Annotated in this window: 21 protein-coding genes; 16 read left to right on the top strand and 5 right to left on the bottom strand. The window is 67.4% G+C overall.

The window, feature by feature from the left end; all coding sequences use genetic code 11:
- Window positions 1-92 precede the first annotated feature (92 nt).
- The 4 genes from adh to DGN21_RS00515 all read right to left on the bottom strand — a co-directional run bounded on the left by adh (window position 93) and on the right by DGN21_RS00515 (window position 5,064).
- Window positions 93-1,622 (bottom strand): aldehyde dehydrogenase, encoded by a 1,530-nt coding sequence (gene adh / locus DGN21_RS00530; protein ID WP_126966857.1) that lies wholly within the window; start codon window positions 1,620-1,622, stop codon window positions 93-95.
- 222 nt (window positions 1,623-1,844) lie between these two features.
- The gene (locus DGN21_RS00525; protein WP_126966856.1) at window positions 1,845-2,225 is read right to left on the bottom strand and encodes a cupin domain-containing protein; all 381 of its coding nucleotides are present in this window, start codon (window positions 2,223-2,225) and stop codon (window positions 1,845-1,847) included.
- Between the two features lie 125 nt (window positions 2,226-2,350).
- On the bottom strand, window positions 2,351-2,650 hold the full coding sequence (locus DGN21_RS00520; protein ID WP_102255271.1) for a hypothetical protein: 300 nt from the start codon (window positions 2,648-2,650) through the stop codon (window positions 2,351-2,353).
- A 275-nt stretch (window positions 2,651-2,925) separates the two neighbouring features.
- Window positions 2,926-5,064, bottom strand: a complete 2,139-nt coding sequence (locus DGN21_RS00515) for a TonB-dependent receptor (protein ID WP_160955247.1) — start codon at window positions 5,062-5,064, stop codon at window positions 2,926-2,928.
- Window positions 5,065-5,221: 157 nt separating this feature from the next.
- On the opposite strand from DGN21_RS00515, the gene DGN21_RS00510 reads away from it, so the two are divergent.
- From DGN21_RS00510 to DGN21_RS00490, 5 genes are all read left to right on the top strand, one after another.
- Window positions 5,222-6,424: an amino acid aminotransferase gene (locus tag DGN21_RS00510; RefSeq protein ID WP_016903903.1), complete on the top strand. Its 1,203-nt coding sequence runs from the start codon at window positions 5,222-5,224 to the stop codon at window positions 6,422-6,424.
- 262 nt (window positions 6,425-6,686) lie between these two features.
- Window positions 6,687-7,703, top strand: a complete 1,017-nt coding sequence (locus DGN21_RS00505; protein WP_016903904.1) for a class 1 fructose-bisphosphatase — start codon at window positions 6,687-6,689, stop codon at window positions 7,701-7,703.
- A gap of 312 nt (window positions 7,704-8,015) precedes the next feature.
- Window positions 8,016-8,483: a hypothetical protein gene (locus DGN21_RS00500; RefSeq protein WP_050570510.1), complete on the top strand. Its 468-nt coding sequence runs from the start codon at window positions 8,016-8,018 to the stop codon at window positions 8,481-8,483.
- Between the two features lie 79 nt (window positions 8,484-8,562).
- A complete protein-coding gene (locus DGN21_RS00495) occupies window positions 8,563-8,949 on the top strand; it encodes a hypothetical protein (RefSeq protein ID WP_065033234.1) in 387 nt (128 codons plus the stop codon).
- Window positions 8,950-9,068: 119 nt separating this feature from the next.
- Window positions 9,069-9,323 (top strand): DUF2164 domain-containing protein, encoded by a 255-nt coding sequence (locus tag DGN21_RS00490; RefSeq protein ID WP_039509942.1) that lies wholly within the window; start codon window positions 9,069-9,071, stop codon window positions 9,321-9,323.
- 147 nt (window positions 9,324-9,470) lie between these two features.
- Here DGN21_RS00490 and DGN21_RS00485 read toward each other — a convergent pair whose 3' ends face one another.
- Window positions 9,471-10,112, bottom strand: coding sequence for a TetR/AcrR family transcriptional regulator (locus DGN21_RS00485; RefSeq protein ID WP_065033235.1), 642 nt, complete (start codon window positions 10,110-10,112; stop codon window positions 9,471-9,473).
- Between the two features lie 178 nt (window positions 10,113-10,290).
- On the opposite strand from DGN21_RS00485, the gene DGN21_RS00480 reads away from it, so the two are divergent.
- The 11 genes from DGN21_RS00480 (at window position 10,291) to DGN21_RS00430 (ending at window position 26,255) form a co-directional block, all read left to right on the top strand.
- Window positions 10,291-11,205 (top strand): NmrA family NAD(P)-binding protein, encoded by a 915-nt coding sequence (locus DGN21_RS00480; protein ID WP_126966867.1) that lies wholly within the window; start codon window positions 10,291-10,293, stop codon window positions 11,203-11,205.
- Window position 11,206: 1 nt separating this feature from the next.
- Window positions 11,207-12,361, top strand: coding sequence for an epoxide hydrolase family protein (locus DGN21_RS00475; protein ID WP_126966854.1), 1,155 nt, complete (start codon window positions 11,207-11,209; stop codon window positions 12,359-12,361).
- Between the two features lie 195 nt (window positions 12,362-12,556).
- Window positions 12,557-14,185, top strand: a complete 1,629-nt coding sequence (locus tag DGN21_RS00470) for a TldD/PmbA family protein (protein ID WP_160955246.1) — start codon at window positions 12,557-12,559, stop codon at window positions 14,183-14,185.
- A gap of 754 nt (window positions 14,186-14,939) precedes the next feature.
- On the top strand, window positions 14,940-16,574 hold the full coding sequence (locus DGN21_RS00465; protein ID WP_024940479.1) for a TldD/PmbA family protein: 1,635 nt from the start codon (window positions 14,940-14,942) through the stop codon (window positions 16,572-16,574).
- 14 nt (window positions 16,575-16,588) lie between these two features.
- Window positions 16,589-17,923: a TldD/PmbA family protein gene (locus DGN21_RS00460; protein WP_039517956.1), complete on the top strand. Its 1,335-nt coding sequence runs from the start codon at window positions 16,589-16,591 to the stop codon at window positions 17,921-17,923.
- Window positions 17,920-18,738, top strand: coding sequence for a DUF4159 domain-containing protein (locus DGN21_RS00455; protein WP_046345246.1), 819 nt, complete (start codon window positions 17,920-17,922; stop codon window positions 18,736-18,738). Before DGN21_RS00460 ends, DGN21_RS00455 begins: the two co-directional genes overlap by 4 nt.
- Window positions 18,739-18,984: 246 nt before the next feature.
- Entirely contained in the window at window positions 18,985-19,977 is a 993-nt protein-coding gene (locus tag DGN21_RS00450; protein ID WP_024940482.1) for a MoxR family ATPase, read from the top strand.
- A 13-nt stretch (window positions 19,978-19,990) separates the two neighbouring features.
- The gene (locus tag DGN21_RS00445) at window positions 19,991-20,887 is read left to right on the top strand and encodes a DUF58 domain-containing protein (protein ID WP_126966853.1); all 897 of its coding nucleotides are present in this window, start codon (window positions 19,991-19,993) and stop codon (window positions 20,885-20,887) included.
- Between the two features lie 43 nt (window positions 20,888-20,930).
- Window positions 20,931-22,118 carry a BatA domain-containing protein gene (locus tag DGN21_RS00440; RefSeq protein WP_126966852.1) on the top strand — a complete coding sequence of 396 codons (1,188 nt, stop codon included), beginning with the start codon at window positions 20,931-20,933 and terminating at the stop codon, window positions 22,116-22,118.
- Complete coding sequence (locus DGN21_RS00435) at window positions 22,115-24,382, top strand: DUF4175 domain-containing protein (RefSeq protein WP_160955014.1); 2,268 nt, start codon at window positions 22,115-22,117, stop codon at window positions 24,380-24,382. Before DGN21_RS00440 ends, DGN21_RS00435 begins: the two co-directional genes overlap by 4 nt.
- 115 nt (window positions 24,383-24,497) lie before the next feature.
- The gene (locus tag DGN21_RS00430) at window positions 24,498-26,255 is read left to right on the top strand and encodes a carboxypeptidase regulatory-like domain-containing protein (RefSeq protein WP_126966850.1); all 1,758 of its coding nucleotides are present in this window, start codon (window positions 24,498-24,500) and stop codon (window positions 26,253-26,255) included.
- Window positions 26,256-26,323: the final 68 nt, after the last annotated feature.

The raw sequence follows: 26,323 nt of genomic DNA, 5'->3' as shown, positions 1-26,323 counted from the left end.
CGTGCGCGGTTCATGAACAGCCGGTGCAGCGGCCCGGCGTTCCTGTGCCCGATCCATCACGCATTGCAGTCGAGCAGTAGCAGGCCTACGCATCAGAAAAACCCTAGCGCCTTCGGCGAATAGCTCACCAGCAGGTTCTTGGTCTGCTGGTAATGGTCGAGCATCATCTTGTGATTCTCGCGGCCGATGCCCGACTGCTTGTAGCCGCCGAACGCGGCATGCGCCGGATAGGCGTGGTAGCAGTTGGTCCACACGCGCCCGGCCTGGATCGCGCGGCCCATGCGATACAGGCGCGACGCATCGCGGCTCCACACACCGGCACCCAGGCCGTACAGCGTGTCGTTGGCGATCGCCAGCGCCTCGGCCTCGTCCTTGAAGGTGGTCACCGACACCACCGGGCCAAAGATCTCTTCCTGGAACACGCGCATCTTGTTGTGGCCCTTGAACACCGTCGGCTTGACGTAGAAGCCCTCGGCCAGCTCGCCATCGAGTGTGTTGCGTTCGCCGCCGATCAACACCTGCGCGCCCTCCTGCTTGCCGATGTCGATATAGGACAGGATCTTTTCCAGCTGCTCGCTGGAGGCCTGCGCGCCGACCATGGTGTTGGGATCGAGCGGGTTGCCCTGCTTGATCGCGGCCACGCGTGCCAGCGCCTTTTCCATGAACCTGTCGTAGATCGATTCCTGGATCAGCGCGCGCGAGGGGCAGGTGCACACCTCGCCCTGGTTGAAGGCGAACAGCACGAAGCCTTCCACCGCCTTGTCGAGAAAATCGTCGTCTTCGGCCATGACATCGGCAAAGAAGATGTTGGGCGACTTGCCGCCCAGCTCCAGCGTCACCGGGATCAGGTTCTGGCTGGCGTATTGCATGATCAGCCGGCCGGTGGTGGTTTCGCCGGTGAAGGCGATCTTGGCGATACGCGGGTTGCTGGCCAGCGGCTTGCCGGCCTCAAGCCCGAAGCCGTTGACCACGTTGAGCACGCCCGGCGGCAACAGGTCGCCGATCACCTCCATCAACACCAGGATCGAGGCCGGGGTCTGCTCGGCCGGCTTCATCACCACGCAGTTGCCGGCGGCCAGCGCCGGTGCCAGCTTCCAGCACGCCATCAGCAGCGGGAAGTTCCACGGAATGATCTGTCCGACCACGCCGAGCGGTTCGTGGAAGTGATAGGCGATGGTGTCGCTGTCGATCTCGGAGATGCCACCTTCCTGCGCGCGGATGGCGCCGGCGAAATAGCGGAAGTGATCCACGCACAGCGGCACATCGGCATTGAGCGTCTCGCGCACCGGCTTGCCGTTATCCCAGGTCTCGGCATAGGCGAGCAGCTCCAGATTCTGTTCGATGCGGTCGGCGATCCTGAGCAGCACATTGGAGCGCTCGGTGGTGGAAGTCTTGCCCCAGGCGTCCTTGGCCGCATGCGCCGCATCCAGTGCGGCTTCGATGTCCTGCGCGTTGGAGCGCGCGATCGAGGTGAGCACCTTGCCGTTGATCGGCGTGGTGTTGTCGAAGTACTGGCCGCTGTGCGGCGCCACCCACTGGCCGCCGATGAAGTTGTCATAACGCGGTTTGAAGATGGACTGCGGGTCGGTGTTGAGCGGTTTTGCAGAGGCAAGCGCGTTCATCATGGTCTCCTGCGGAGGTGGTCCGATGCGCACGTGTATACCCGCGCGAGCGCTAGCGCAATGTCATGTCATGCGCTGTTGCGCTGCGTCATTGCAGCGCAGCCGTGTTTCCCCGTGCCGTGGTGGACGTTGCGCTGCAGCGCATCATTGCGTGCACGCGGCAAGGGCTCCGCAACCAGGCGCCGGATCGGCCGCCGTGCACCAGCACGCATTGCACAACCATCAAATCCAGACGTCGTTGTCTGCAGTGTAGGCGCCGCCCGCATCGCCAGTATTGACCACGCCGCGCGGCTCGACCAGCAGCACGCTGCATTCGTGCTCCGCCGCCGGGCGGTGTTCGACACCCTTGGGCACCACGTGCATCTGCCCGGCCGACAGCGCCACCACGCCGTCGCGAAACTCGATGGTCATGTTGCCGTCCAGCGCGATGAACACCTCGTCCGTGTCCGCATGCTGATGCCACACGAACGCACCTTGCAGCTTGACCAGTTTGAACTGGTAGTCGTTCATTTCCGCGACGACACGCGGGGACCAGTGCTGCGACAGCAGGGCGAGCTTGTCGCTGAAATCGATCGGGGCGTAGCGCGTGTTCAACGGAAACATCCTTGTGCAGGGAGTGCGCTTGCAAGCTTAGTGCATCGCATCACCGGCAGTCACCGCTGCATCAACGCGGCGCATTGCAGCCGCGCGTGGCGAACAGCGCAAGCGGTTTGCCCGGCGCGATGGGTTCATGCGCGCGCGTTGCGGGCGTCTGACGCGCGCCACGCCCGCACCGCTGCGATGACCTGCGCACCGTGGCTGGCGCTGGCATCACGCGCGGCAAAATCGTGCGGCCGCCATTGCACCTGTGCGGCCAGCCGTGCGCAGGCGGCATGCCCGTCTGCCAGCACGTCGGCCTGCTCTTTTGCGTTCAACGCCAGCAGGAGCGAGAAGCCGGTGGCCGAGATCGTGCAGTTGATGTCCAGCCAGTAGCGATTGTCCGCACGCAGCAGAAACCAGTCTGCGGGGGCGTGATCGATGACGATCATGGTGGGGCCTGGTGTGGTGGTCAGTGGCGTGTCGATGGCAGACCGTGCGTTGGCGGGATGGCTTTGTCGCGCCCGGGGGCGCTCCTACGGGCGGTGCGTGTTGTTGAATGCGCACCGCCTGCGGGTGGCTCAGCCGCCGAAATCACGCTGCAGGCCGACCGTTTGTTGGAGCGCATCGCCGTGACGACGCGCGCGTTGGCGGGACGGCTTTGTCGCGCCCGGGGGCGCTCCTACGGGCGGTGCGTGTTGTTGAATGCGCACCGCCTGCGGGTGGCTCAGCCGCCGAAATCCCACTGCAGGCCGACCGTGTAGGTGCGGTCCGGACCGGGTTCGTAATAGCGGCCATTGCCGTCGTTGACGATCACCGAGCCGATGTAGTGCCGGTCCAGCGCATTGTCGATGCGGGCGAAGGTGCGCAGCCCACCCAGCGTGGTGGTCCAGCGCCGGGAGGCTTCCAGGTTGACCAGCGCGTAGCCGGGCGCACGCGCGCTGGCCAGGTCGTTGACCACGGTGGCGTCGGAGGCCACCGTTTCGGCGGCGAACTGCCATTGCAGCGGCTGCCACTGCCAGCGCGCGAACAGCTGCTGGCGCGGCACGCCCGGCAGGCGCGCGCCGCTGGCCACCGGTGCGGTGGGCGTGGCGCAGCCGCTGCTGGCGCAGGTGAGGTAGCCATCGCGCACGGTAGCATCGACGAAGGTGTAGGCCAGCTGCAGCTGCTGGGTGGTGCCCACCGGTTGATTCCAGCTCAGCTCCGCGCCCTGGCGGCGGGTGGCGCCGATGTTGCGATAGGTGCTGCGCCCATTGGTGTTGCTGGCCACGGCCAGTTCGTCGTCGGTGTCGGCGCGGAACAGCGCCACTTCCACCGCTGCGCCGCTCTGCGCGCGCCACTTGCTGCCGATCTCATAATTGCGGCTGGTCGCCGCGCCCAGATCCAGCGCCAGGCCGGCGCCGCCATCGCTGCGATAACCCAGCTCGTTGAAGGTGGGCGTTTCGAAGCCGCGCCCGACCGAAGCATAGAAACGCAGGTCCTCGGCGGCACGGAACACGATGCCGGCCACCGGCGTGGTTGCCGAATAATCGCGCTGGCCGCTGTCGTCGGGGTTGCGCCCGAGGATGTAGTGGTCGTCCGAGTCGAAGCGCACCTGGCTATGCCGCACGCCCAACAAGGCGGACCAGCGGTCGCTCCACTGCCACCACGCCTGCGCAAACTGGTCCACGTTCTCGACCTGGTCGCGCTGGTTGCGGCGCAGCGCGCCCTTGACGCCGAGCGTATCGCCAACAAAGTTTTCGTAACCGGTGCGGTGCTGACGCTGGCGATCGACGTTCGCGCCCACGGTCAGCTGCAACGGCCGGCCCAGCGCCTCGCCCTGCCAGGCCCAGCGTGCGTCGGCACCTTCGTAATTGCTGTCCAGATCGATCACCCCGCCCGAATGCAGCGGGTTGCGCTGCACCGCCACCGGGATCGCCAGGAACTGCTCCACGCTGCGCTGCCCGCCGTAGGCCATCAGCCGCAGCGTCTGGCTGTCGAACTGCTGGGTGAAGATGGCGCCGGCCTGCGACTGGCGCACCGATTTGCGGGTGTTGAACTGGGTGGCCACCGCCGTGGCCTGCGCCGGGTCGGCATTGAACTGCACGCGGGTCAGGCCGAGCGGGTCCTGCGCGTCGGGTGCGTCCAGATAGTTGAGCACCAGGTCCAGCCGGCGGCCCTCGGCCAGATCGAAGCCGAGCTTGGCGTTGACCGAATCGCGCTTTGCGCGGCTATGGGCGCGGAAGCCGTCGGTTTCGAAATGATTGGCGGCCAAGTTGTAGTGCACCGCGCCCTGCTGGCCGAGCAATTGCGCACCCGTGTTGACGGTGGCATTGCTGCCGTAGGTGGCGCGCAGCCGCCACGGGTCGCCCGGCGCGCCGTCGGCGCTCCACAGCTGCAGCACGCCGCCGGAGGAGTTGCCGTACAGCGCCGAAAACGGCCCGCGCAGCACTTCCACCCGCTCGGCGCCCAGCACGTTGAAATGCGAGAGCTGGCCCTGGCCATCGGGCATGCTGGCCGGGATGCCGTCGACCAGCAGGCGCACGCCGCGCACGCCGAAGGTGGAGCGCGCGCCGAAGCCGCGGATCGACAGCTGGGTGTCCTGCGCGTAGTTCTGGCGATCGCGCGCCACCAGGCCGGGGATGCCGTCCAGCAGCTCGGACACCTGCGCGCCGCGGCGATTGTCGTCGTCGGCTGCCACCACGGTGAAGGAGGCCGGCAGGTCGAAGTCGTCCACCCCGCGCACGCGCGCGGCGTCCACCTGCACGGTGGGCAATCGCTGGATCGGCGTGGAGGCGGGCGGCACCGGATCGGCGGCCAGGACGGGCGGCGCGGCGCTCGTGGCGAACAGGCCGCAGGCGGCGGCCAACAAGGTAAGTCTGGGCATGGGCGTAGTGTCCCTCATCCGTACTGTGGCCGCATCGTTGCGTACGGAACGAAGCATGCTACGCCGGCCATGGGCTGCTACGATGAAGTGGTTTGGCCCAGCCGCGGCCGAGCATCCCGGAAGTCCCTCACTCTTTCGTCCTTCAGCGAGTCATGCCGTGTCCTTCTTTGCAAACGTGGAACAGGTTCCAGGCGACCCCATCCTGGGCCTGACCGAGGCCTACAACGCCGACAGCCGCCCCAACAAGGTCAACCTGGGCGTGGGCATCTATTACGACGAAAACGGGCGCATCCCGCTGTTGCGCGCCGTGCACAAGATCGAGCAGCAGCTCGCGCTGGACGCCAAACCGCGCGGCTACCTGCCCATCGACGGCCTGGCCGCCTACGACAAGGCCACCCAGGAGCTGCTGTTCGGCGCCGAGTCGGCGCTGGTGGCCTCCGGCCGCGTGGCGACCTCGCAGACCGTCGGCGGTAGCGGCGCCTTGCGCGTGGGCGCGGACCTGCTCAAGAAACTGCTGCCCACCTCCACCATCGCCATCAGCAACCCGAGCTGGGAAAACCATCGCGCGGTGTTCGGCGCGGCCGGCTTCGAGGTCGTGGACTACACCTATTTCGATGCCGCCAGCCATGGGCTGAACTTCGACGGCATGCTCGCCGACCTGGCAAAACTCGAACCCGGCACGGTGGTGCTGCTGCACGCCTGCTGCCACAACCCGACCGGCGCGGACCTGAGCAAGGAACAGTGGAAGCAGGTTGCCGGGCTGTTGAAGGAACGCAACCTGTTCCCGTTCGTCGACATCGCCTACCAGGGCTTTGACAAAGGCATCGAGGCCGATGCCTACGCGGTGCGCCTGCTCGCTGCCGAAGGCATCGACAGCTACGTGGTCGCCAGCTCGTACTCCAAGTCGTTCTCGCTGTATGGCGAGCGCGTGGGCGCGCTGTCGGTGGTCTCGGCCACTGCGGCCGAAGCCAAGGCCGTGCAATCGCAGGTCAAGCGCATCATCCGCACGATCTACTCCAGCCCGTCCACGCATGGCGCCGCCCTGGTGGCCGGCGTGCTGACCAGCCCGGAACTGCGCGATCTGTGGGAGCAGGAGCTGACCGAGATGCGCGAGCGCATCCACGCCCTGCGTGCGGGCCTGGTGGCCAAGCTGGCCACGCTGGGCGCGCCGGAGTTCGAGTTCATCCAGCGCCAGGCCGGCATGTTCTCGTACTCGGGCCTGACCAGGACCCAGGTGGACCGCCTGCGCGAGGAATTCGCGATCTACGCCGTCGGCACCGGCCGTATCTGCGTGGCCGCGCTGAGCCAGCGCAACCTGGACTACGTGGCACAGGCCGTGGCCACCGTCAGCCGCATGTAGCGCATCGCGATCGGCCACCGTGGCCGACGCCGGCAAACCGGGAGCGCGCCAGCCTCCCGGTTTTTTTGTGGGTGATTCACCGCCTCTGCGCATGTGCAGAGCTGCGCCAAGACCTCGTGGTACATGTCGGCAACCCCAGTCTTGGGCACCACATTCGCGCATGTTCGATCAGGTTTGCTGCAAAACGCGCATCCAGTGATCGAAATCTAACGGCGCAATGGCGACAATGGCGGACCACTTCCTACACAGGCTGCCCGCTCCCATGTCGCGTCCCTCGCTGACCCGCTTCCTGATCGAAGAGCAACACGCCGGCCGTATCGACCCGGAATTGCGCCAGCTGATCACCATCGTCTCGCGCGCCTGCAAGCGCATTTCCATCGCCGTGAGCAAGGGCGCCCTGGGCGGCGTGCTCGGCGATGCCGGCACCGGTAACGTGCAGGGCGAGGCGCAGAAGAAGCTCGACGTGCTCAGCAACGACATCCTGCTCGAAGCCAACGCCTGGGGCGGCCACCTGGCTGCGTGCGCGTCGGAAGAAATGGATCACAGCCAGCCGGTGCCCGACCAGTACCCCAGCGGCGATTTCCTGCTGCTGTTCGATCCGCTGGATGGCAGCTCCAACATCGACGTCAACGTCTCGGTGGGCACCATCTTCTCGGTGCTGCGCGCGCCCAAGGGCACCGAGAAGCCCGGCGACGAGCACTTCCTGCAGCCGGGCACCCAGCAGGTTGCCGCCGGCTACTGCATCTACGGCCCCAGCACGATGCTGGTCCTCACGCTCGGCCACGGCACCCACGCCTTCACCCTGGAGCGCGAGGAAGGCAGCTTCCTGCTGACCCAGGCCAACATGCGCGTGCCCGAAGACACCGCCGAATACGCCATCAACATGTCCAACCAGCGCCACTGGGAACCGGCCATGCAGTCCTATGTCAGCGACCTGCTGGCCGGCAAGGACGGCACCCGCGGCAAGGACTTCAACATGCGCTGGATTGCCAGCATGGTCGCCGACGTGCACCGCATCCTCACCCGCGGCGGCATCTTCATCTACCCCTGGGACAAGAAGGACGCGTCCAAGCCGGGCAAGCTGCGCCTGATGTACGAAGCCAACCCGATGAGCATGCTGGTGGAACAGGCCGGCGGCGCGGCCACCACCGGGCGCGAGCGCATCCTTGACCTCCAGCCGACACAGCTGCATCAGCGCGTGCCGGTGTTCTTGGGTTCGAAGAACGAAGTGAATGAGGCCACGCGCTATCACGTGGAGTTCGACAAGGCGCAGGGCTGAACTTTCGGCGCAAGCCACACGCCGCGCTGACGCATGCCAGACACCCGCCCCGTGCGGGTGTCTTTGTTTGTGACCACGGCTGATCACGCAATCAATGATGGTCTGCAGAGCGACGAGAACTGCGCCAGCAGCCACATCCTGCCGTCAGTTGACTCACCACCGGGCAGCGGTGAGTATCGCCCTCGGGCCGGAGTGGGACGGTCTACGGGAAGTCGATCTCTACGCGCAATGCCTTGCAAGCAGTCGCCTGACTGCCCACAGGGATCACATATCGATCAGGGAGTTCACATGAAGACCGCATGTGTTGCACTGGTGGCTGCCGTCATGTTGCAGGCCACACCCGCCTTCTCCGCATCAACCGCGCCATCGCCACTGGTCGGAACCTGGCTGCTGGATACCAGCAGCCTGCCGATGCCGGCAGCGGTACGACCCAAACGTGTCGTCCTGGAGTTCAAACAGGTTCCAGGCAACAAGTGGGCCACCAACGCCGAGATCATCGAACACGACAACAAGACGCTGCAGGCGCAATCCACGCTGTTGCTGGACGGCACACCGGGCAAGGCCTCGGGCACCTACCTGGTGGATCGCGCCGCAGTCAAAATGCCCGAGCCCGGCGTGCTGGTGATGCAGTTGATGTATCAAGGTGTCCCGGCATCCACACGCACCTATACGGTCAGTGCCGACGGCAAGGTCATGACCGAGATTGAAGCGTACTTCAAGGACGGCAACCCGGTGATGCGCACGGCGTATTTCAAACGCGCGGCAAGTCAGTCCAAGTGAACACGGTCGAGCCGACGCCGCATCGCGGCGCGGCTCGTTTATTTGAGGAGCAGCGGCAGTTTGAAGGCAGGGAGCCTGTATGCGACATCTTTCACCGATCGATCTTGCAGCCACATTGCGGCGCAGCAGGTCGGTCGAGCAGTTCCTCGGAAAAAGTCCAGTCGATGCAGCATACATTCGCCATGTCGAGTTACGGCCGGCAAACAATTGCATCGAGGTATGGGTGTATGACGTCGAGGACGTTGGCAGCGAAGACTATTCGGATCTATATGACTTCGCATATTTCGAGCCAGACGGACCCTGTGCCCCTGCCGCCATCTTTGCGGACGCTGCTGCTGCCGTGACGTATGCCAGCACATTCCTGGCGGCGGACCCTACGCGCTGGACCAACCTCGGGATTGCCGAGTCCGAATACCTTGACTACCTTCGGGCAGGCAGGCCTTCCGGTTGGCCGGTTGCCATCTGACCCTTCATCTCGATGCCGACCAGGCAAGCGCTTGGGTTCAACCGCCAGCCATCGCCCCGAGCTGCCTGTGTCGCAACGCACATCGCCCCGATACCGTAGTTGAGCCAACCAGAGCATCCATGACCGAAATCAAATTCACCGAAGGCGAGCGGGCGGCGATCACGCGCAAGATCCAGCTGTATTTCAGCGAGGAACTGAAGCAGCAGATCGGCCGCTTCGATGCGGAGTTTCTGCTGGATTTCTTCGCCGAAGAGGTGGGGGCCTATTTCTACAATCGGGGCGTCTACGATGCGCAGGCCATCGTTGCCAGCAAGCTGGACGACCTGGGTGAGGCGATCTACCAACTGGAACGTCCTACCGACTTCAAAAAGTGATCCATCACCTCACATGCCGCAGCATTGAGAAGTCCCACGTCGCTGCTGCGAGCAGGGACAACATGCGCGTGCCGGAGACACGCGGAATACGCCATCAAGTCGCGGCGTTCCGTTGCGTTGTTCAAGGATTCCTGCAATTCCAGGGTGTCACTGAGGACTTCCGGTCTCCAGCTGGCCAGCATCCTTGAGAAGTGCAAGCGCCCACTCCACACGCGCCGATGCGGTGGCGATCAGATCATCCGGGTGCTCGCCCAGCAGCGCGCGCAGTTGATGCGGGGCAAAGACCAGGTCGACGAAGTGGCTTGCCAACGCAGACGGATTGGCCGGTTGATCCGGGCCGTCCAGGATCGTCATCTGCACCCGCCGCAGCCCGCCCTCCCAGCCGATACGGTTGACTTCAGCGGCAAGCGCTGGCGCGCGAATGGAGGTGCCGACGACCAGGCGCATCATGGCCACCGTCTGGGGCTGTAATGCATGCGCAAGTATCCCTTGTCCTGCGTGTCTCAGGCGCGCCTCCAGATCCATGGGGACGCTGGCTGCGGCAGGCAGCGGCTGGGTGTCGACATCGCGACGGACCACCGCCTCGAAGATGGCGTCTTTGTTGGCATAGCGCGCGTAAAGGCTTGCCTTGCCCGCGCCTGCCAGCCGCGCGATGTCCTCGCACGAGGTGTGCTCGAACCCGCGTTCCAGGAAGAGTTGCAGTGCCGCATCGAGTAAGCGCCGTTCGACATCACCCGCCTTATCGAGTGGCGGCCGTCCGCCTTTTGATTTTTGCTTGACCGCTTTCATGCACGAAAACTTACACGCCGCTTGCATTGCCATCAACTGAACGTTATCGTTCAGTTATTCGCTGCGTGGTCTGCCAAGCCGGCGAATGGCCTGGGTGCTGCGTGACAGACAGCTCGCATCTTCTGTTGCAGTTCCCGTTGCCGTCGTTGGCGCAAAAGACCCAAGCGAGAGGCAAGCCGTGACGTCAGATGTGAGATCCCCAATCGTTGTTGCAGGCGCCACCGGCGACCTGGGTTGCCGCATCGCCTTTGCCCTGCAGGACCAGGGCGCCGCGGTGGTTGCGCTTGTTCGGCAAGGCGCAGGCAAGGACCGTATTGCGGCCCTGCAACGCAGGAACATCACGATCCGCTACGTCGAGATGGAAGACGCCAACTCGTTGCGTGAAGCGGTCGGGAACGCGGCATGTGTCGTTTCCGCGCTCAACGGTCTGGAAGACGTCATGCTGGGTCAACAGGGAAAGCTGTTGCATGCAGCGGTCAGCGCCGGCGTGCCTCGCTTCATCCCGTCTGATTTCTCGCTGGACTATACGAAGACGCGGCCGGGCGACAATCGAAACCTGGATTTCCGGCGCCGATTCAGAGACCAACTGGATGCCGCGCCGATCGCGGCCACCTCGGTTCTGTGCGGCGGTTTTCTGGAGCTTCTCGAGGGCAGTGCGCGCCTCGTGGTGCCGGGCCGTCGCGTCATGCATTTTGGCGACGCCAACCAGCAGCTCGATTTCACCGCCAAAGATGACGTTGCCCGCTACACGGCGGCGGCCGCACTGGATTCCACGGCACCACGGGACCTGCGCATTGCCGGCAACAGCATTTCGCCCAACGACATCGCGCAACTGCTCACCCAACTCACCGGGCAGCGCTATCGCACGCTCAGGCCGGGCGGGCTGGGGACGATGTCGGCCATCATCAGTGCGGTGCGTGCACTCACGCCCGCAAGCGATGACCCCTTCCCTCCCTGGCAGGGCATGCAATACCTGCGCGACATGATGAGCGGGCGCGGCAAACTGGTCCCACTGGATAACGATCGCTACGGTGCGCGCTCCTGGCAAACAGCCCGCCAGACACTGGCCAATACCTATGTACGGGAGTCTTGAGATGCGCGATGGCATTGCAGCGTTCCACATCCAGGTTGCACAAGCCGAGCTGGATGACCTCGCACACCGGCTCAGGCAAACGCGGTGGCCGAGCAAGGAAACCGTGGAGGACCGCAGCCAAGGCCCACAGAGCGAGCGCATCCGGCGCCTGGTGGACCGCTGGCAGTCTGGCTACGACTGGCGTGCGACCGAGCGGTTATTGAACGGCTGGAACAGCAGTCGTACCACGATCGATGGACTGGAGATCCAGTTCCTGCATGTCCGCTCGCCGGAGCCAGACGCGCTTCCGTTGCTGCTGACGCACGGGTGGCCCGGATCGGTGCTCGAATTCCGCGAGGTGATCGGCCCCTTGAGCGACCCGGTGGCCCATGGCGGGCAGGCGTCGGACGCCTTCCATCTCATCATCCCATGCTTGCCTGGCTTTGGTTTCTCTGCAAAGCCAACCGCCCGTGGCTGGGGCGTCGGGCGCACGGCTGCCGCATGGGTCGAACTGATGCGCCGTCTGGGTTATGGCGAGCGTTGGGCCGCACAGGGCGGCGATTGGGGCAGTGCGATCACCACCGCGCTTGGATTCATGCAGCCGCCCGGCTTGCGGGGTCTCCATCTGAACATGGTGATGTTCGAACCCAGCACGCAGGACATCGCCGAAGCCACACCGGCCGAGCAGAAGATGCTGGAAGACGCCCAGCGCTACTACACGGAATTTTCCGGCTACATGAAGCTGCAAAGCACACGGCCGCAGTCGGTGGGCTTCAGTTTGGCTGACTCCCCGGTGGGCCTGGCTGCATGGATCTATGCACTCTTTCAGGACGTCTCACAAAGCGACGGCGAACCGGAGAACGTGTTCGCCCTGGACCACCTCATCGACGACATCATGCTGTACTGGCTCCCGAACGCAGGGCCCAGCTCTGCACGCCTGTATTGGGAAGCCGCGCATGAGGCGATGGCGGAGATGCCTTCGCATCCAATGCCCACACCCACCGGCATCAGCATGTTTCCCGGGGAGCAGGTGCGCATTTCCCGGCGCTGGGCAGAGCGACGCTTTGCCGACCTCCGCTTTTTCGGCGAAGCGGAGCGGGGCGGACATTTTGCGGCAATGGAGAATCCGCCGGTGTTTGTCGATCATCTGCGAACGACGTTTCGGTCGCTGCGGTGACGGCGGCCGAGCCTGGCATGCCCGCATTGCCTTCGCGCCACGGCCCTGCCGACGATGCCGATGTCTCCGCTTTGCAGTTGGAGCTGCCTGACGCCAGGCCGGCACTGCCCCCTTGACCGCCGTCGCCTGCACGGGCCAGTCTCGGGGGCTGGCGCGGCGGGGAGCCGTGCCGCTGGCCTTCAACGGAGAACCGCCGTGGACCGTCGTACCTTCCTCACCCTGTCCGGCATCGGTGCTGCCGGGCTGCTGCTGCCGAACACGCGCCTGATCGCGGCCGAGCAGTTGCTCACACCCAACGATGCCGCGCGCAGCCGTCGCTTGTCCGATACCGCGCTCAGCACCGCCAAGGCAGCCGGTGCCAGTTATTGCGATGTGCGCGTGGGCCGTTATCTGCGCCAGTTCGTGATCACCCGCGAGGCGCAGGTGGAGAACGTGGTCAACGCCGAATCCAGCGGTGTGGGCGTGCGCGTGCTGGCCGATGGCGCGTGGGGGTTTGCGGCCACCAACACGCTTACCAGCGATGGCGTGGCCACCGCCACGCGCCAGGCGGTGGCGATCGCCAAGGCCAACGCGCGGCTGGGCGGCTCGCCGGTGCAGCTGGCGCCAGTGACGCCGGCCGGACAGGTCAGCTGGAAGACGCCGATCAGGAAGAACGCAATGGAAGTGCCGCTGCAGGACAAGGTGGCGCTGCTGATGGACGTCAACGCGGCTGCGCTCAATGCCGGCGCCACGTTCGTGGCTTCGCGCCTGTTTGCGATCAACGAGCAGAAGTACTTCGCCAGCAGCGACGGCTCCTATATCGATCAGGATGTGCACCGGTTGTGGTTGCCGTTCACCGTCACCGCGGTGGACAAGGCCAGCGGCAAGTTCCGCACCCGCGACGGGCTGTCCTCGCCGATGGGCATGGGCTACGAATACCTGGATGGCGATGCCAGCCAGAAGCACCAGCTGCCTGGCGGACTCATCGGCTACGGCCACAGTTATGACGCGCGCGAAGATGCGATCGCCGCCGCTAAACAGGCACGCGCCAAACTCACCGCACCGTCGGTGAAGGCCGGCAAATACGATCTGGTGATCGACCCCAGCAATCTGTTCCTCACCATCCACGAGTCGGTGGGGCACCCGCTCGAGCTCGATCGCGTGCTCGGTTACGAGGCCAATTACGCCGGCACCAGTTTTGCCACGCTGGACAAACGCGATGCCGGTTTCCGCTGGGGCAGCGATGCGGTGACCTTCGTCGCCGACCGCACCCAGCCCGGCAGCCTGGGCGCAGTGGGTTACGACGATGAAGGCGTCAAGGGCAAGCAGTGGGAGCTGGTGAAGGACGGCATCCTGGTCGATTACCAATGCACGCGCGATCAGGCGCATCTGCTCGGCAAGACCGCATCCGATGGCTGCAGCTATGCCGACTCGTGGTCCAGCGTGCAGTTCCAGCGCATGCCCAATGTCTCGCTGGCGGCAGGCAAGACGCCGCTGGCTGTTGCCGACATGATCAAGAACGTCGAGCGCGGCCTGTACATCCACGGGCGCGGCTCGTATTCGATCGATCAGCAACGCTACAACGCGCAGTTCGGCGGGCAGTTGTTCTACGAAATCGAGAACGGCCAGGTCACGCGTCTGGTGGAAGACGGCGCCTACCAGATCCGCACGCCGGAATTCTGGAATGCCTGCAGCGCGGTCTGCGATCAACGCGATTTCCGCCTGGGCGGCTCGTTCTTCGACGGCAAGGGCCAACCCAGCCAGGTATCAGCGGTCTCGCACGGGTCGTCCACGGCGCGCTTCGATGGCATCAATGTGATCAACACCGCGCGCGCATTGGGTTGAGAGAAGCTGGTCGGTAGAGGGCGTGGTGCCCTCACCAAACAGTTGATTGGTTGCCTTGTTTAAAACCATGCACCCCGACCATCGTGACTGGTCCTTGCCCGCCCACCGTCGCGGGACCTTACGCGGCATGGATGCCGCGTAAGAGCCTACACGGACGTACTTGCGGCGTGTCCCGCGAGGGTGGGCGGGCAAGGGCCCTGCAACCAAACCTGGCGTTGGTAACTGATCGGATGCGCCGTCATCCAGACGCCGCGTCATGCCATGCCTGTAACCACGCACACCGACCATCTCGACAGGTCCTTGCCCGCCCACCGTCGCGGGACCTTACGCGGCATGGATGCCGCGTAAGCGCCTACAGGGACGTACTTGCGGCGTGTCCCACGAGGGTGGGCGGGCAAGGGCCAGGCAACCAAGCCGCAGATCAAACGCTTTTCAGCCAGACCCCCATGAAGCAACACCGCACCCGACGACCTGCTGATCGCATATGTACGATCGCAGACAAACCACGCATGCCTGACATCCAGAGCTCTCAACGCGCAGCCACATCCATCGCAGCCGGTCAGCAGCGCTCGCCACACGCGCAGGCCTGCTGCGCTACTCGCTTCATGCGGGTACGGCGTTTGCGCACGGACCCCTGCCGAAAGTCATTTGACGCAGCGTTCATCGCCCGGCAAGAATCGGCGATACCGCGCAGATAGCGATCTGTGCGTCACCACACTACCTGCGCGCCGCGCAGGATAATTGGGGAGTTGCCGTGCAGCGACGTGATTTCCTGGCCCTGACCGGGCTGACCATGGGCGGCCTGATCGTGCCCGCCTACTTCGGCAAGGCGATCGCCGCCGAGCAGTTGGTGACGCAGCTGGATGTGGGCCGCAAGAAGCGCCTGGCCGATGCCGGCCTCAACGCCGCGCGCCAGGCCGGTGCGAGCTATTGCGATGTGCGCATCGGCCGTTATCTGCGCCAGTTCGTCATCACCCGCGAGGACAAGGTGCAGAACGTGGTCAACACCGAATCCATCGGTGCGGGCGTGCGCGTCCTGGTGGCTGGCGCCTGGGGGTTTGCCGCCACCAACGAGCTCACCGAACAGGGTGTGGCCAAGGCCGCCTCGCAGGCCGCCGCGATCGCCAAGGCCAATGCCAAGGTGCAGGGCACGCCGGTGCAGCTGGCGCCCACGCCGGGCGTGGGCGAGGTCAGCTGGAAGACGCCGATCAAGAAGAACGCGATGGAAGTGCCGATCAAGGACAAGGTGGACCTGCTGCTGGGTGTCAACGCTGCCGCCACCGCTGCCGGCGCCAACTTCGTCAATTCGATGCTGTTCGTGGTCAACGAGCAGAAGTACTTTGCCAGCACCGACGGCTCGTATATCGACCAGGACGTGCACCGCATCTGGGCGCCGCTGAGCGTGACCGCCATCGACAAGGCCAGCGGCAAGTTCCGCACCCGCGACGGCTTGTCCGCGCCGATGGGCCTGGGCTACGAATATCTGGATGGCGCCGCCTCGGGCAAGTTCGTCTCGCCCAATGGCGTGGTGAATTACGGCCTGTCCTACGACATGAAGGAGGACGCGATCGCCGCGGCCAAGCAGGCGCAGGAAAAGCTCAAGGCGCCGTCGGTGAAGCCGGGCAAGTACGATCTGGTACTGGACCCCTCGCACACCTGGCTCACCATCCACGAGTCGGTCGGCCACCCGCTGGAGCTGGATCGCGTGCTCGGCTACGAGGCCAATTTCGCCGGCACCAGTTTCGCCACGCTGGACAAGCTCAAGGCCGGTTTCCAGTACGGCAGCGACAAGGTGCACATCCTGGCCGACAAGACCCAGCCCGGCAGCCTGGGCGCGGTGGGCTACGACGATGAAGGCGTCAAGACCAAGCAGTGGGACCTGATCCGCGATGGCAAGCTGGTGGACTACCAGGCCATCCGCGACCAGGCGCATATCCTCGGCAAGACCGCCTCCGATGGGTGCTGCTACGCCGACTCGTGGTCGAGCGTGCAGTTCCAGCGCATGGCCAATGTGTCGCTGGCCGCCGGCAAGACACCGTTGAGCGTGAGCGATCTGATCAAGAACGTGGAAAACGGCATCTACATCATCGGCGACGGCTCGTTCTCCATCGACCAGCAGCGCTACAACGCGCAGTTCGGCGGCCAGCTGTTCTACGAGATCAAGAACGGCGCGATCACCCGCATGCTCGAGGACGTGGCCTACCAGATCCGCACGCCGGAATTCTGGAACGCCTGCAGCGCGGTGGCCGATCAACGCGACTACCGCCTGGGCGGCTCGTTCTTCGACGGCAAGGGCCAGCCGAGCCAGTCCTCGGCGGTCTCGCATGGCTCGTCCACCGCCCGTTTCGACGGCATCAACGTCATCAACACCGCCCGCTCGCTCGGCTGACAGGAGAAACCCACATGAGCATCCTTACCGAAGCGCAGGCCAAGGCCATCCTGGACAAGGTCATCAAGCTGTCCAAGGCCGACGAGTGCACCGCCACGCTTAGCGGCTCGATCGACGGCAATATCCGTTTCGCGCTCAACAACGTGTCCACCAGCGGCATCGTCGACAACACCGACCTGCAGGTGCAGGTGGCGTTCGGCAAGCGCGTGGGCATCGCCACCATCAACGAGTTCGACGACGCTGCGCTGGAGCGCGTGGTGAGGCGTGCCGAAGACCTGGCGCGGCTGGCGCCGGAAAACCCGGAGTTCATGCCGGCGGTGGACAAGCAGACCTACAAACCCAGCCCCACCTTCAGCGAATCCACTGCCGCCATCGACCCGGCATTCCGTGCGCAGGTGGCCGCCGATTCGATCGCCCCGTGCAAGGGCAAGGGATTGATCGCGGCCGGCTTCCTGGAAGATGGCCAGAGCTTTACCGCGTTCGCCAACAGCAAGGGCAACTTCGGCTACCAGCGCGGCGCGCGTTTCGACTACACCTGCACCGTGCGTACCGAAGACGGTCGCGGCTCGGGCTGGGTGGGCCGCAACCTCAAGGATGCCGCCGACTTCAAGGCCGAGCAGGACATCCGCATCGCCATGCGCAAGGCCAGCGACTCGTCCGAAGCCAAGGCGCTGGAACCGGGCAAGTACACGGTGATCCTGGAGCCGGCAGCGGCGGCAGGCCTGATTTCTTTCATGATGCGCTACTTCGATGCGCGCATGGCCGACGAGGGCCGCAGCTTCCTGTCCAAGAAGGGCGGCGGCAACAAGCTGGGCGAACAGGTCTACGACCCGCGCGTGAACATCACCGCCGACCCGTGGGATGCGCGTGCCGCCGTGCTGCCTTGGGACGAGGAAGGCCTGCCGCGCGAGAAGATGCCGATCGTGGAGAACGGCAAGATCGCCAACCTGCAGTATTCGCGGTTCTGGGCGCAGAAGAACGGCAAGCGCGCGGTCGGCGAGCCGGGCAACCTGCTGATGGCCGGTGGCGACAAGAACATCGCCGAGCTGGTGCGCGGCACCGAGAAGGGCATCCTGGTCACGCGCACCTGGTACATCCGCATGGTCGATCCGCAGACCGTGCTGCTGACCGGGCTGACCCGCGACGGCACCTTCTACATCGAGAACGGGCAGATCAAGTACCCGGTGAAGAATTTCCGCTTCAATGAATCGCCGATCATCATGCTCAACAACATCGACGAGCTGGGCAGGCCGGTACGCGTGGCCGGCGATGAATCCAGCTACGTGATGATGATCCCGCCGATGCGGTTGCGTGACTTTACGTTTACCTCGTTGTCGGATGCGGTGTGACTGAGAGCCGGGAATCGGGAGTGGGGAATCGGGAATGGGAGAGCGGAGCAAGCTCTTCGCGGCCCGATGGTTTTCCTGCACATCCCGTTCCCGGTCTACACGCCCTGGCGGCGCACGCGACGCGCCGTCATTTCCTTGGATTGCTGCTCGGTAGCGTCGCTGCGTTGGCGTTGCCGCGGCAGGCGCGGGCGGCGGGCAATTACGATTTCTGGTTTACCCGGCTGCGCTACGACTCAGGCGATTGGGATGTGGATGCGCGCATGCCGTCCAACCTGATCACCTCGCTGATCGATTACACCCAGCTGCGCGTAGACCCGCAGGAACATGTGCTGGACCTGGCCGATCCGCGCATGCTGCAGGCGCCGTTCTGCTATCTGTCCGGGCACAAGCTGGTGGAGTTCAATCCCGCCGAGCGGCGCAACTTCGAGCGCTATGTGCGCAATGGCGGCTTCGTGTTCGTGGACGATTGCAACCACGATATCGACGGGCTGTTCGCCACCTCGTTCGAGGCGCAGATGACCTCCATTTTCGGCAAGAGCGCGCTGCAGAAATTGCCCAAAAACCACCGTCTCTACAGCGCATTCTTCAAATTCCCCGACGGCCCGCCGGCCACCAGTTTCGAACTCAATGGCTGGGGCGACGACCTGGTGCACGATTATCTCAGGGGCATCAGCATCGACGGCCGGCTCGGCGTGTTGTACAGCAACAAGGATTACGGCTGCGAATGGGATTACGACTGGCGCAACAAACGCTTCCTGGCCGAAGACAACACCAAGTTCGCAGTGAACATCGTGATGTATGCATTGACCAACTGAAATCGATCCGTAGGAGCGCGCTGGCGCGCGATGCCGTACCGGTAACACCGCCTCGCGCGCCAGCGCGCTCCTGCACACATCGCGTGAGATGTTTCGCAGGCACTGGCACGGCATCCACCGCCAACCTCCGCCGTCGCACCCGCGAGTCCCGCACGCCTTTGTAGGAGCGCGCTTGCGCGCGATGCCTTAGCGCTAACGCCGCATCGCACGCTCCTACGCCAGCAGTCCCACAACGAGACGGTTCCCATGACTTCCCCCAACGACGACACCCTCACCCGGCAGCTCTCCCAACTCGGCGCGTTGCGTGCGGCCCTGGCGCAGGCGGTGGTGGGCCAGGACGCGGTGGTGGAGCAACTGCTGATCGGCCTGCTCGCCGGCGGCCACTGCCTGCTGGAAGGCGCGCCCGGCCTGGGCAAGACGCTGCTGGTGCGCTCGCTGGGGCAGGCGCTGGAGCTGCAGTTCCGCCGCGTGCAGTTCACCCCGGACCTGATGCCCAGCGACATTCTCGGCACCGAGCTGCTGGAAGAGGATCACGGCACCGGGCATCGCCAGTTCCGGTTCCAGCAGGGGCCGATCTTCACCAACCTGCTGCTGGCCGACGAGCTCAATCGCACCCCGCCCAAGACCCAGGCCGCGCTGCTGGAGGCGATGAGCGAGCGCACGGTGAGCTACGCCGGCACCACCTATGCGTTGCCGGCGCCGTTTTTCGTGCTGGCCACGCAGAACCCGATCGAACAGGCCGGCACCTATCCGCTGCCGGAAGCGCAGCTGGACCGCTTCCTGCTGCATGTGCGGGTGGACTATCCCAGCGAGCAGGAAGAGCGCGACATCCTCAGCCAGACCACCGGCACCAGCAGCGCGCAGGTGCCCAGGGTGATGGATGCCGACAGCGTGCTGGCGCTGCAGCAGCAGGTGCGGCACGTGCATGTGGGCGCGGATCTGCTGACCTGGATCAATCGCCTGGTACGCGCCAGCCGCCCAGGCCCGCAGGCCAGTGAGGACGTGCGCCAGTGGATCAAATGGGGCGCCGGCCCACGCGCCGGGCAATCGCTGGTGCTGGCGGCCAAGGCGCGTGCGCTGTTGCATGGCCGCCTTGCCGCCACCCGCGAGGATGTCGTCGCGCTGGCCGCGCCGGTGATGCGCCATCGCCTGTTGCTGTCGTTCGCCGCCGAGGCCGAACAACGCAGCGCCGACGATGTGGTCGCCGCGCTGCTGCGCGCCGTGCCGTTCCCGGCGTGAGGCGGGTTGCGGCGTGAGCATGGACGTGCCGGCACTGATTCCCGCCGAGCTGCGCAGCCGCCTGCGCGGCCTGCAGCTGCGTGCGCGGCAGGCGCAGGGCGCGCAGGGGATCGGCCAGCACGCCAGCCGCAGCCGCGGCGCCGGTCTGGAATTCTCGCAATACCGCGCCTACGAACCCGGCGATGCCTTGCGCCAGATCGACTGGAAGCTCTACGCCCGCTCAGACCGGTTCTTCGTGCGCGAGGCCGAGCGCGAAAGCCCGCTGACGCTGTGGGTGTTGCTCGACGCCACCGCCTCCGCCGGCCAGGCCGACCAGGCGCGCCCGCAGGTCACCCGCCTGCAGGCGATGGCGACCCTGGCCGCGTGCGCTGCCGAGGTCGCGCTGCGGCAAGGCGACCAGGTCGGCCTGTTCGCGGTGCATGGCGATGGCCTGGTGGCCGTGCCGGCCGGTGGCGGGCCGCGCCAGCGCGACCGGCTCTGGCTGGCCCTGCACGGGCTGCGCGCCGGTGGCCGCTGGCCGGGCATGGACGCGCTGCGTCCGCTGTGGGAACGCATCGCCGCCCATGCGCTGGTGCTGTCGATCGGCGACGGCTTCGACCAGGACCTGCTCGGCGCGCTGGAAAAACTCGCCGCCGCACGCCGCGAGGTGATGCAGCTGCAGGTGCTGACCTGCGACGAACGCGATTTTCCCTTCAGCGGCGGGCACCGCTTCCGCGACCCGGAAACCGGTGAAGAACTGCTCGGCGACGGCGCCGCGGTGCGCGCTGCGTATCTGCAACGCTTCGGCGCTGCCCAGCGCGCGCTGCAGGCGCGCTGGCAGGCGGCCGGCATTGCGCACGCGGTGCATTATCTGGATGCGCCACCGGATGCGGCATTGCGCGAGCTGTTTGCACACGGTGCGCGGCGATGAGCCAGCGCATCGGCGCCAGCGCCGCAGTTGAGGGAGCGCAGCAGTGAACCTGCTCCTGCTGTTCCCCGCCGGCCTGGCCGCATTGGCCGCACTGCTGCTGCCGTTGCTGATCCATCTGGCCCGACGCAGCGAACACCGGCCCACCGACTTTGCCGCATTGCGCTGGCTGCGCGCGCAGCCGCGGCCCCGGCACCGGCTGCGTTTCGACGAATGGCCGCTGCTGCTGGTGCGCCTGCTGTTGCTCGCCGCAGTGGCGCTGCTACTGGCCGAGCCGGCCTTGCGCGACCCCCAGCAGGCGCGCCCGCGCGTCGTGGTCAGCCCCGGCGTGGATCTGGCCGCGGCCCGGGCGCTCGGCCACGCGGCCAACGCGCAGTGGGAGTGGCTGGCCCCGGGCTTCCCGCCGATCGCTGCCGATGCGACACACCCACCCGCCACGCCCGCCGGCACCGCGCCGCCGGTCGGCAGCCTGCTGCGCGAACTCGATGCCAGCCTGCCGCCGGAGACCGCGCTGAGCGTGATCGTGCCCAGCCAGTGGGGGCCGCTGGATGCGCAACGCCTACAGCTGTCGCGCGAGGTGCGCTGGCAGGTGCTGCCCGGCCAGTCGCCGGCAGCCGCCGTGGCGCCCGTCCCACCGTTGCGGCTGCAGGCAATCGCCGACACCCCCACCGAGCCGGCCTTGCGCTATCTGCGCGCCGTGCATGCCGCCTGGGCACTGCCCGGCGCATTGCCGGTAAGCACCCCCAGCGCGGCCGAACCGGCACGCTGGCCAGCCGGCACGGTGGTGGCCTGGCTGTCGCAGCGCCCACCGCCGGCGCCGGTCATCGCCTGGGTCGCGGCCGGCGGGCAGCTGCTGCTCGATGCGCAGACGCCGGCCCCACCCGCACTGGCGGGCCCGCTGCAAGCGCTGCTGCAGGACGCACACGGCGCCGCGCTGATCGATGCCACAACGGTTGGCCGCGGCCGCCTGCTGCGCTGGGCCGCGCCATTGCAGCCACAGCGGCTGCCGGCGCTGCTGGATGCCGACTTCCCCACCCGCCTGCACGACGCCCTGCAGTCGATACCCGCACCACAGCGCGCGCTGGCGCAGACCCAGCAGCCGCAGCGCGGCCCCGCCATCCGCCTGGCCAGCGCCCCCTGGCCGCTGGCGCCATGGCTGATCGGCCTGGTGCTGCTGCTGTTTGCGATCGAACGCTGGCTGGCCACCGCGCCCCGCCGGAGCCGCGCGGCATGAGCACACCGGCCCTGCACCACGCCTGGCAGGCCGCGCGGCGGCGGCAGGCCGCAGGCGTGCTGCTGTGCGGGCTGCCGCTGACTGTGCTGCCGGCGCTGCTGGCGTGGCGTGCCGGTGCGCAGCCGGCGATCCTGCCGTTGCTGCTCCTGGGCCTGCTGGCGCTGATCGGCGTGGCGCTGCTGGCGGCACGCCGGCTGGACCAGACCTGGCTGATCCGCCGGCTGGATCGCGACGCGGATCTGGAAGACAGCAGCGACCTGCTGTTCGCCCCGGCCGGGCAGCTCGGCCCGTTGCAGGCCCTGCAACGCCAGCGCCTGGAACAACGCCTGCGCAGCACCCCGCGCGATCTGCGCCCGGCCTGGCCCTGGCGGCGCGCCTTGGCATGGGGCCTGCCCGGCCTGCTCGCCTGCGCCGCGGTGCTGCTGTGGCCGCACCCCGCTCACCGGCCCACCGCAGGCAACGACCGGATCGCCGCCGCCCGCGCCGGCACCGGCGCCCCCACCCTGGGTCAGGCGCGGCTGCACAGCACCCCGCCCGCCTACACCGGCCTGCCGCCCGCGCCCCTGCCCGGCCTGGATGCACGCGTGCCGGCCGGCACCCGGCTGCACTGGCAGCTGCAGGTCAACCCGGCTCCGCGCAGCGTGGCGCTGCGGCTCAGTGACGGCCGCAGCATCGCGCTGTCCCGGCAAGGCAGCACCGATCGATGGCAGGGCCAGTGGGTCGCCGAGCGTGCCAGCCTGTACCGCATCCTCATCGACGGCGCGCCGGCCGACCGCCAGCTGCATCGCCTCGACGTGCTGCCCGACCGCCCGCCACAGGTGCGCGTGCTGGCGCCCGAACAGAGCCTGGTGCTGTGGACGCCGTCCCAGACCGGCAATCGAGGCTGGACGCTGCGCTTCGAAGCCAGCGACGACTACGCGGTCGCCGCCAGCGCCGAGCTGCGCCTGACCCTGGCCCAGGGCAGCGGCGAAAACATCACCTTCAAGACCCAGCGCCGCACGCTCGGCGGCAGCGGCCCGGCCCGGCTGCGCGGCTTTTCCACCACGCTGCAGCCGCAGGCGCTGGGCATGGCCGCCGGCGACGACCTGATCGCCCAGCTCATCGTGCACGACACCCGCCAGCCCGGCCCGCAGGAAGGCCGCAGCGCCAGCGTGATCCTGCGCTGGCCACCGCCGGAGCAGACCATGGCCGCCGGCCTGGAGGCCAGCGTCAAGCAGACCTTGCCGGCCTACTTCCGCAGCCAGCGCCAGATCATCATCGACGCCGAGGCGCTGCTGAAGGAAAAGCCGCGCCTGGAGGCGGCCACCTACCTCAAGCGCGCCGACGCCATCGGCGTGGACCAGCGCCTGCTGCGGCTGCGCTACGGCCAGTTCCTGGGTGAAGAGAGCGAAGGCGCGCCCAAGGGCCCGCCGACGGCCGACGAAGCGCCGACCAGCGACGCCCCGGCCGAGGATCTGCCCACCGCCGACATGCCCACCGCGGATGCGCCGGCAACGCCTGCGGCGCCCGCGCCCACCCGGGACGAACACGGGCACGATGCGCACGACCACGCCGCCGAGGCCGGCGCTGCCGCGCTGGACGACCACGACCATGCGCATGGCGACGGGGCGCCGGAGCGCGGCGGCTTCGGCCAGGCGCAGGACGTGCTGTCCGAGTTCGGGCACACCCACGACCATGCCGAAGCCGCCACCTTGCTCGACCCGCAGACCCGCGCGCTGCTGCGCGCCGCGCTGGACCAGATGTGGCAGTCCGAGGGCGAGCTGCGCCAGGGCCACCCGGAGCGTGCGTTGCCGTTTGCCAACAAGGCGCTGGGCTTCATCAAGCAGGTGCAGCAGGCCGAACGCATCTACCTGGCGCGGATCGGCACGCAGTTGCCGCCGATCGACCCCGGCCGCCGCCTGAGCGGTGACCGCGCCGGCCTGGGCGACCGTGCCGCCGGCCTGGACAGCCGCCCGGATCCGGACCCGTCGGCGCTGCAGTTGTGGGACGCCCTCGGCGAGCAGGCCCCGGTACCCGACGCCACCCTGGCCCGCTACGCGCAGTGGCTGCAGGCCCAGCAGGAGCGCCTGCAGGATCCGCTGGGCCTGGCCGCGGCGGTGGAAACCCTGCGCGCCGAACCCGCTTGCGCCAGCTGCCGCGCCCAGCTGCGCGCCCAGGTCTGGCGCACGCTGGTCGCCCCGCCGGCCCCGCTGCACCGCCGCGCCCCTGCCGACGCGCGCGGCCAGCGCTATCTGGATGCCCTGCGCCAGGAGCCGCAACCATGATGCTGCCACTGCCCCGGTTGACCGCACGCGGCGGGTTCCGCCGGCTGCATGCGCGCGCGGCCACCCGGCGCCTGGGGCCACGGCAGGCTGGATGTACGCAAGCGGAGCCGCAGGCATGACGCTCGCGCTGCCCTGGCTGGTCGGCAGTGCCTTGTTGCTGCTGGTGATGCTGAGCTGGTTCCGGCTGCTGCGCGCACATGTCCGGCAACCACGCGCGCGGCTGTGGCTGTTGCTTGCCGCCCAACCGCTCCTGGCCGGCCTGCTCTACCCGGTGCTGCTGCCGCCGCCGCGCGCCGGCAGTGCGAGCGAACTGCATGTCGCCACCGCAGGCACCCAGGCAGACCAGGTTCGCCCGACTGCTGCGCCGTGGGTCGCGCTGCCCGAGGCACCCGCCTTGCCGGGCGTGGCACGCGTGCCGGACCTGGCCACCGCGTTGCGGCGCGCGCCCGGCACCACCGCGCTGGTCGTGCATGGCAGCGGCCTGCCGGCGCGCGACCGCGACGGCCTGCGCGTCCCTGTGCGGCTGGCGCTGGCTCCGGTGCCGACCGGTCTGGTCGCCGTCTCCACGCCGCCGCCGGTCGCACCGGGCGAACGCATCGCCATCAGCGCGCGCGTGCAGGACCTGCCGGGCGCGCGGGTGGAACTGCTGGACCCGGCCGGGCAGGTGGCCGACACCGCCACCGCCGATGCAGCCGGCCAGGTGCAGCTGCGTGGCCAGGCGCGTGCACCGGGGCAGGTGCTGTTCGCGCTGCGCCTGCGCGACGGCGCAGGCGCCGAACGCGGCCGCGTGCAGGTGCCGGTGCTGATCGCCGCAATGCCGTCCGCACGCGTGCTGTTGCTGGCCGGCGCGCCGCAGCCGGAACTGAAATACCTGCGCCGCTGGGCCAGCGATGCTGGCATGCAGGTGCGCAGCCAGATCGCCGTCGGCCCCGGCGTGCAACTGGGCGAGGGCGCTGCACTGGATGCCGCCAGCCTGGATACGCTGGACCTGCTGGTCATCGACCAGCGCCGCCTGGTCGCCCTGGGCAACGCGCAGCGCCAGGGCGTGCGCGCCGCGATCGGCCGCGGCCTGGGCGTGCTGGTGCGCACCGACGGCCCCCTGGATGCTGCCGCCCGCGCCGCGCTCGGCGAGCTGGGCCTGGCCGTGACAGGCGGCAGCACCAGCGCAGCGGTCCCCGCGCCGCGCTCGCTGGTGGCATCGCCCGGCGCCAGCGACCCAGCCGCAGCACCGGCCGACGCCGCGCCACTGCCGCCCCTGCAACGCCGCACCCTGCAGCCGCAACAGGCCGACGCCGTGATCGCCGCACGCGCAGACGACGGCAGCGCGTTGGGCTGGTGGCGGCCGCAAGGCCGCGGCCGCATCGGCATCGGCCTGATCGAAGACAGCTTTGCCCTGGTCCTGGCCGGCCGCAGCGACCTGCATGCCGCGCTGTGGGCGCAGCTGGTGAGCGCTGTCGCCCGCGCAGGCGGCAGCGCGCCGGCTGCGGTGCAGACTGGCTGGTCGCAACACCGCATGACGCTGTGCGGTGTCGCCGCGGACGCGGCTGTCATCGGCCCCACCGGCACGCCCCAGGGACTGCTGATCGATCCCGCCAGCGGCACCCGGGCCTGCGCCGCCTATTGGCCGGCCACCGCAGGCTGGCATCGTCTGCAGACCGGCACCGAACAGCGCTGGCTCTATGTCCGCGCGCCCGGCGATGCCCCCGCGCTGCACACCCAGCAGACCCGCGACGCCACCGTTGCAATGGCCGCCGTCGACGCTCCCGCAAGCGTCGGCGCGCCAACAGCACAGCCCGGCGCCCGATGGCCCTGGCTGCTGGCCTGGCTCACGCTGGCCGCAGCACTGTGGTGGCTGGAACGACGCAGGCGCTGACTGCGGCAGTGCACGGCCACATCAGCGCAAGATCGCGTGCGGTGCTGCTTTCAAACAGTCGCACTTGA

The organism is Xanthomonas sp. MLO165 (assembly GCF_018831305.1).
Taxonomy (GTDB): domain Bacteria; phylum Pseudomonadota; class Gammaproteobacteria; order Xanthomonadales; family Xanthomonadaceae; genus Xanthomonas; species Xanthomonas arboricola.
Note: the sequence above shows the minus strand (reverse complement) of the source record. Positions and strands in the feature narration are given on the sequence as shown.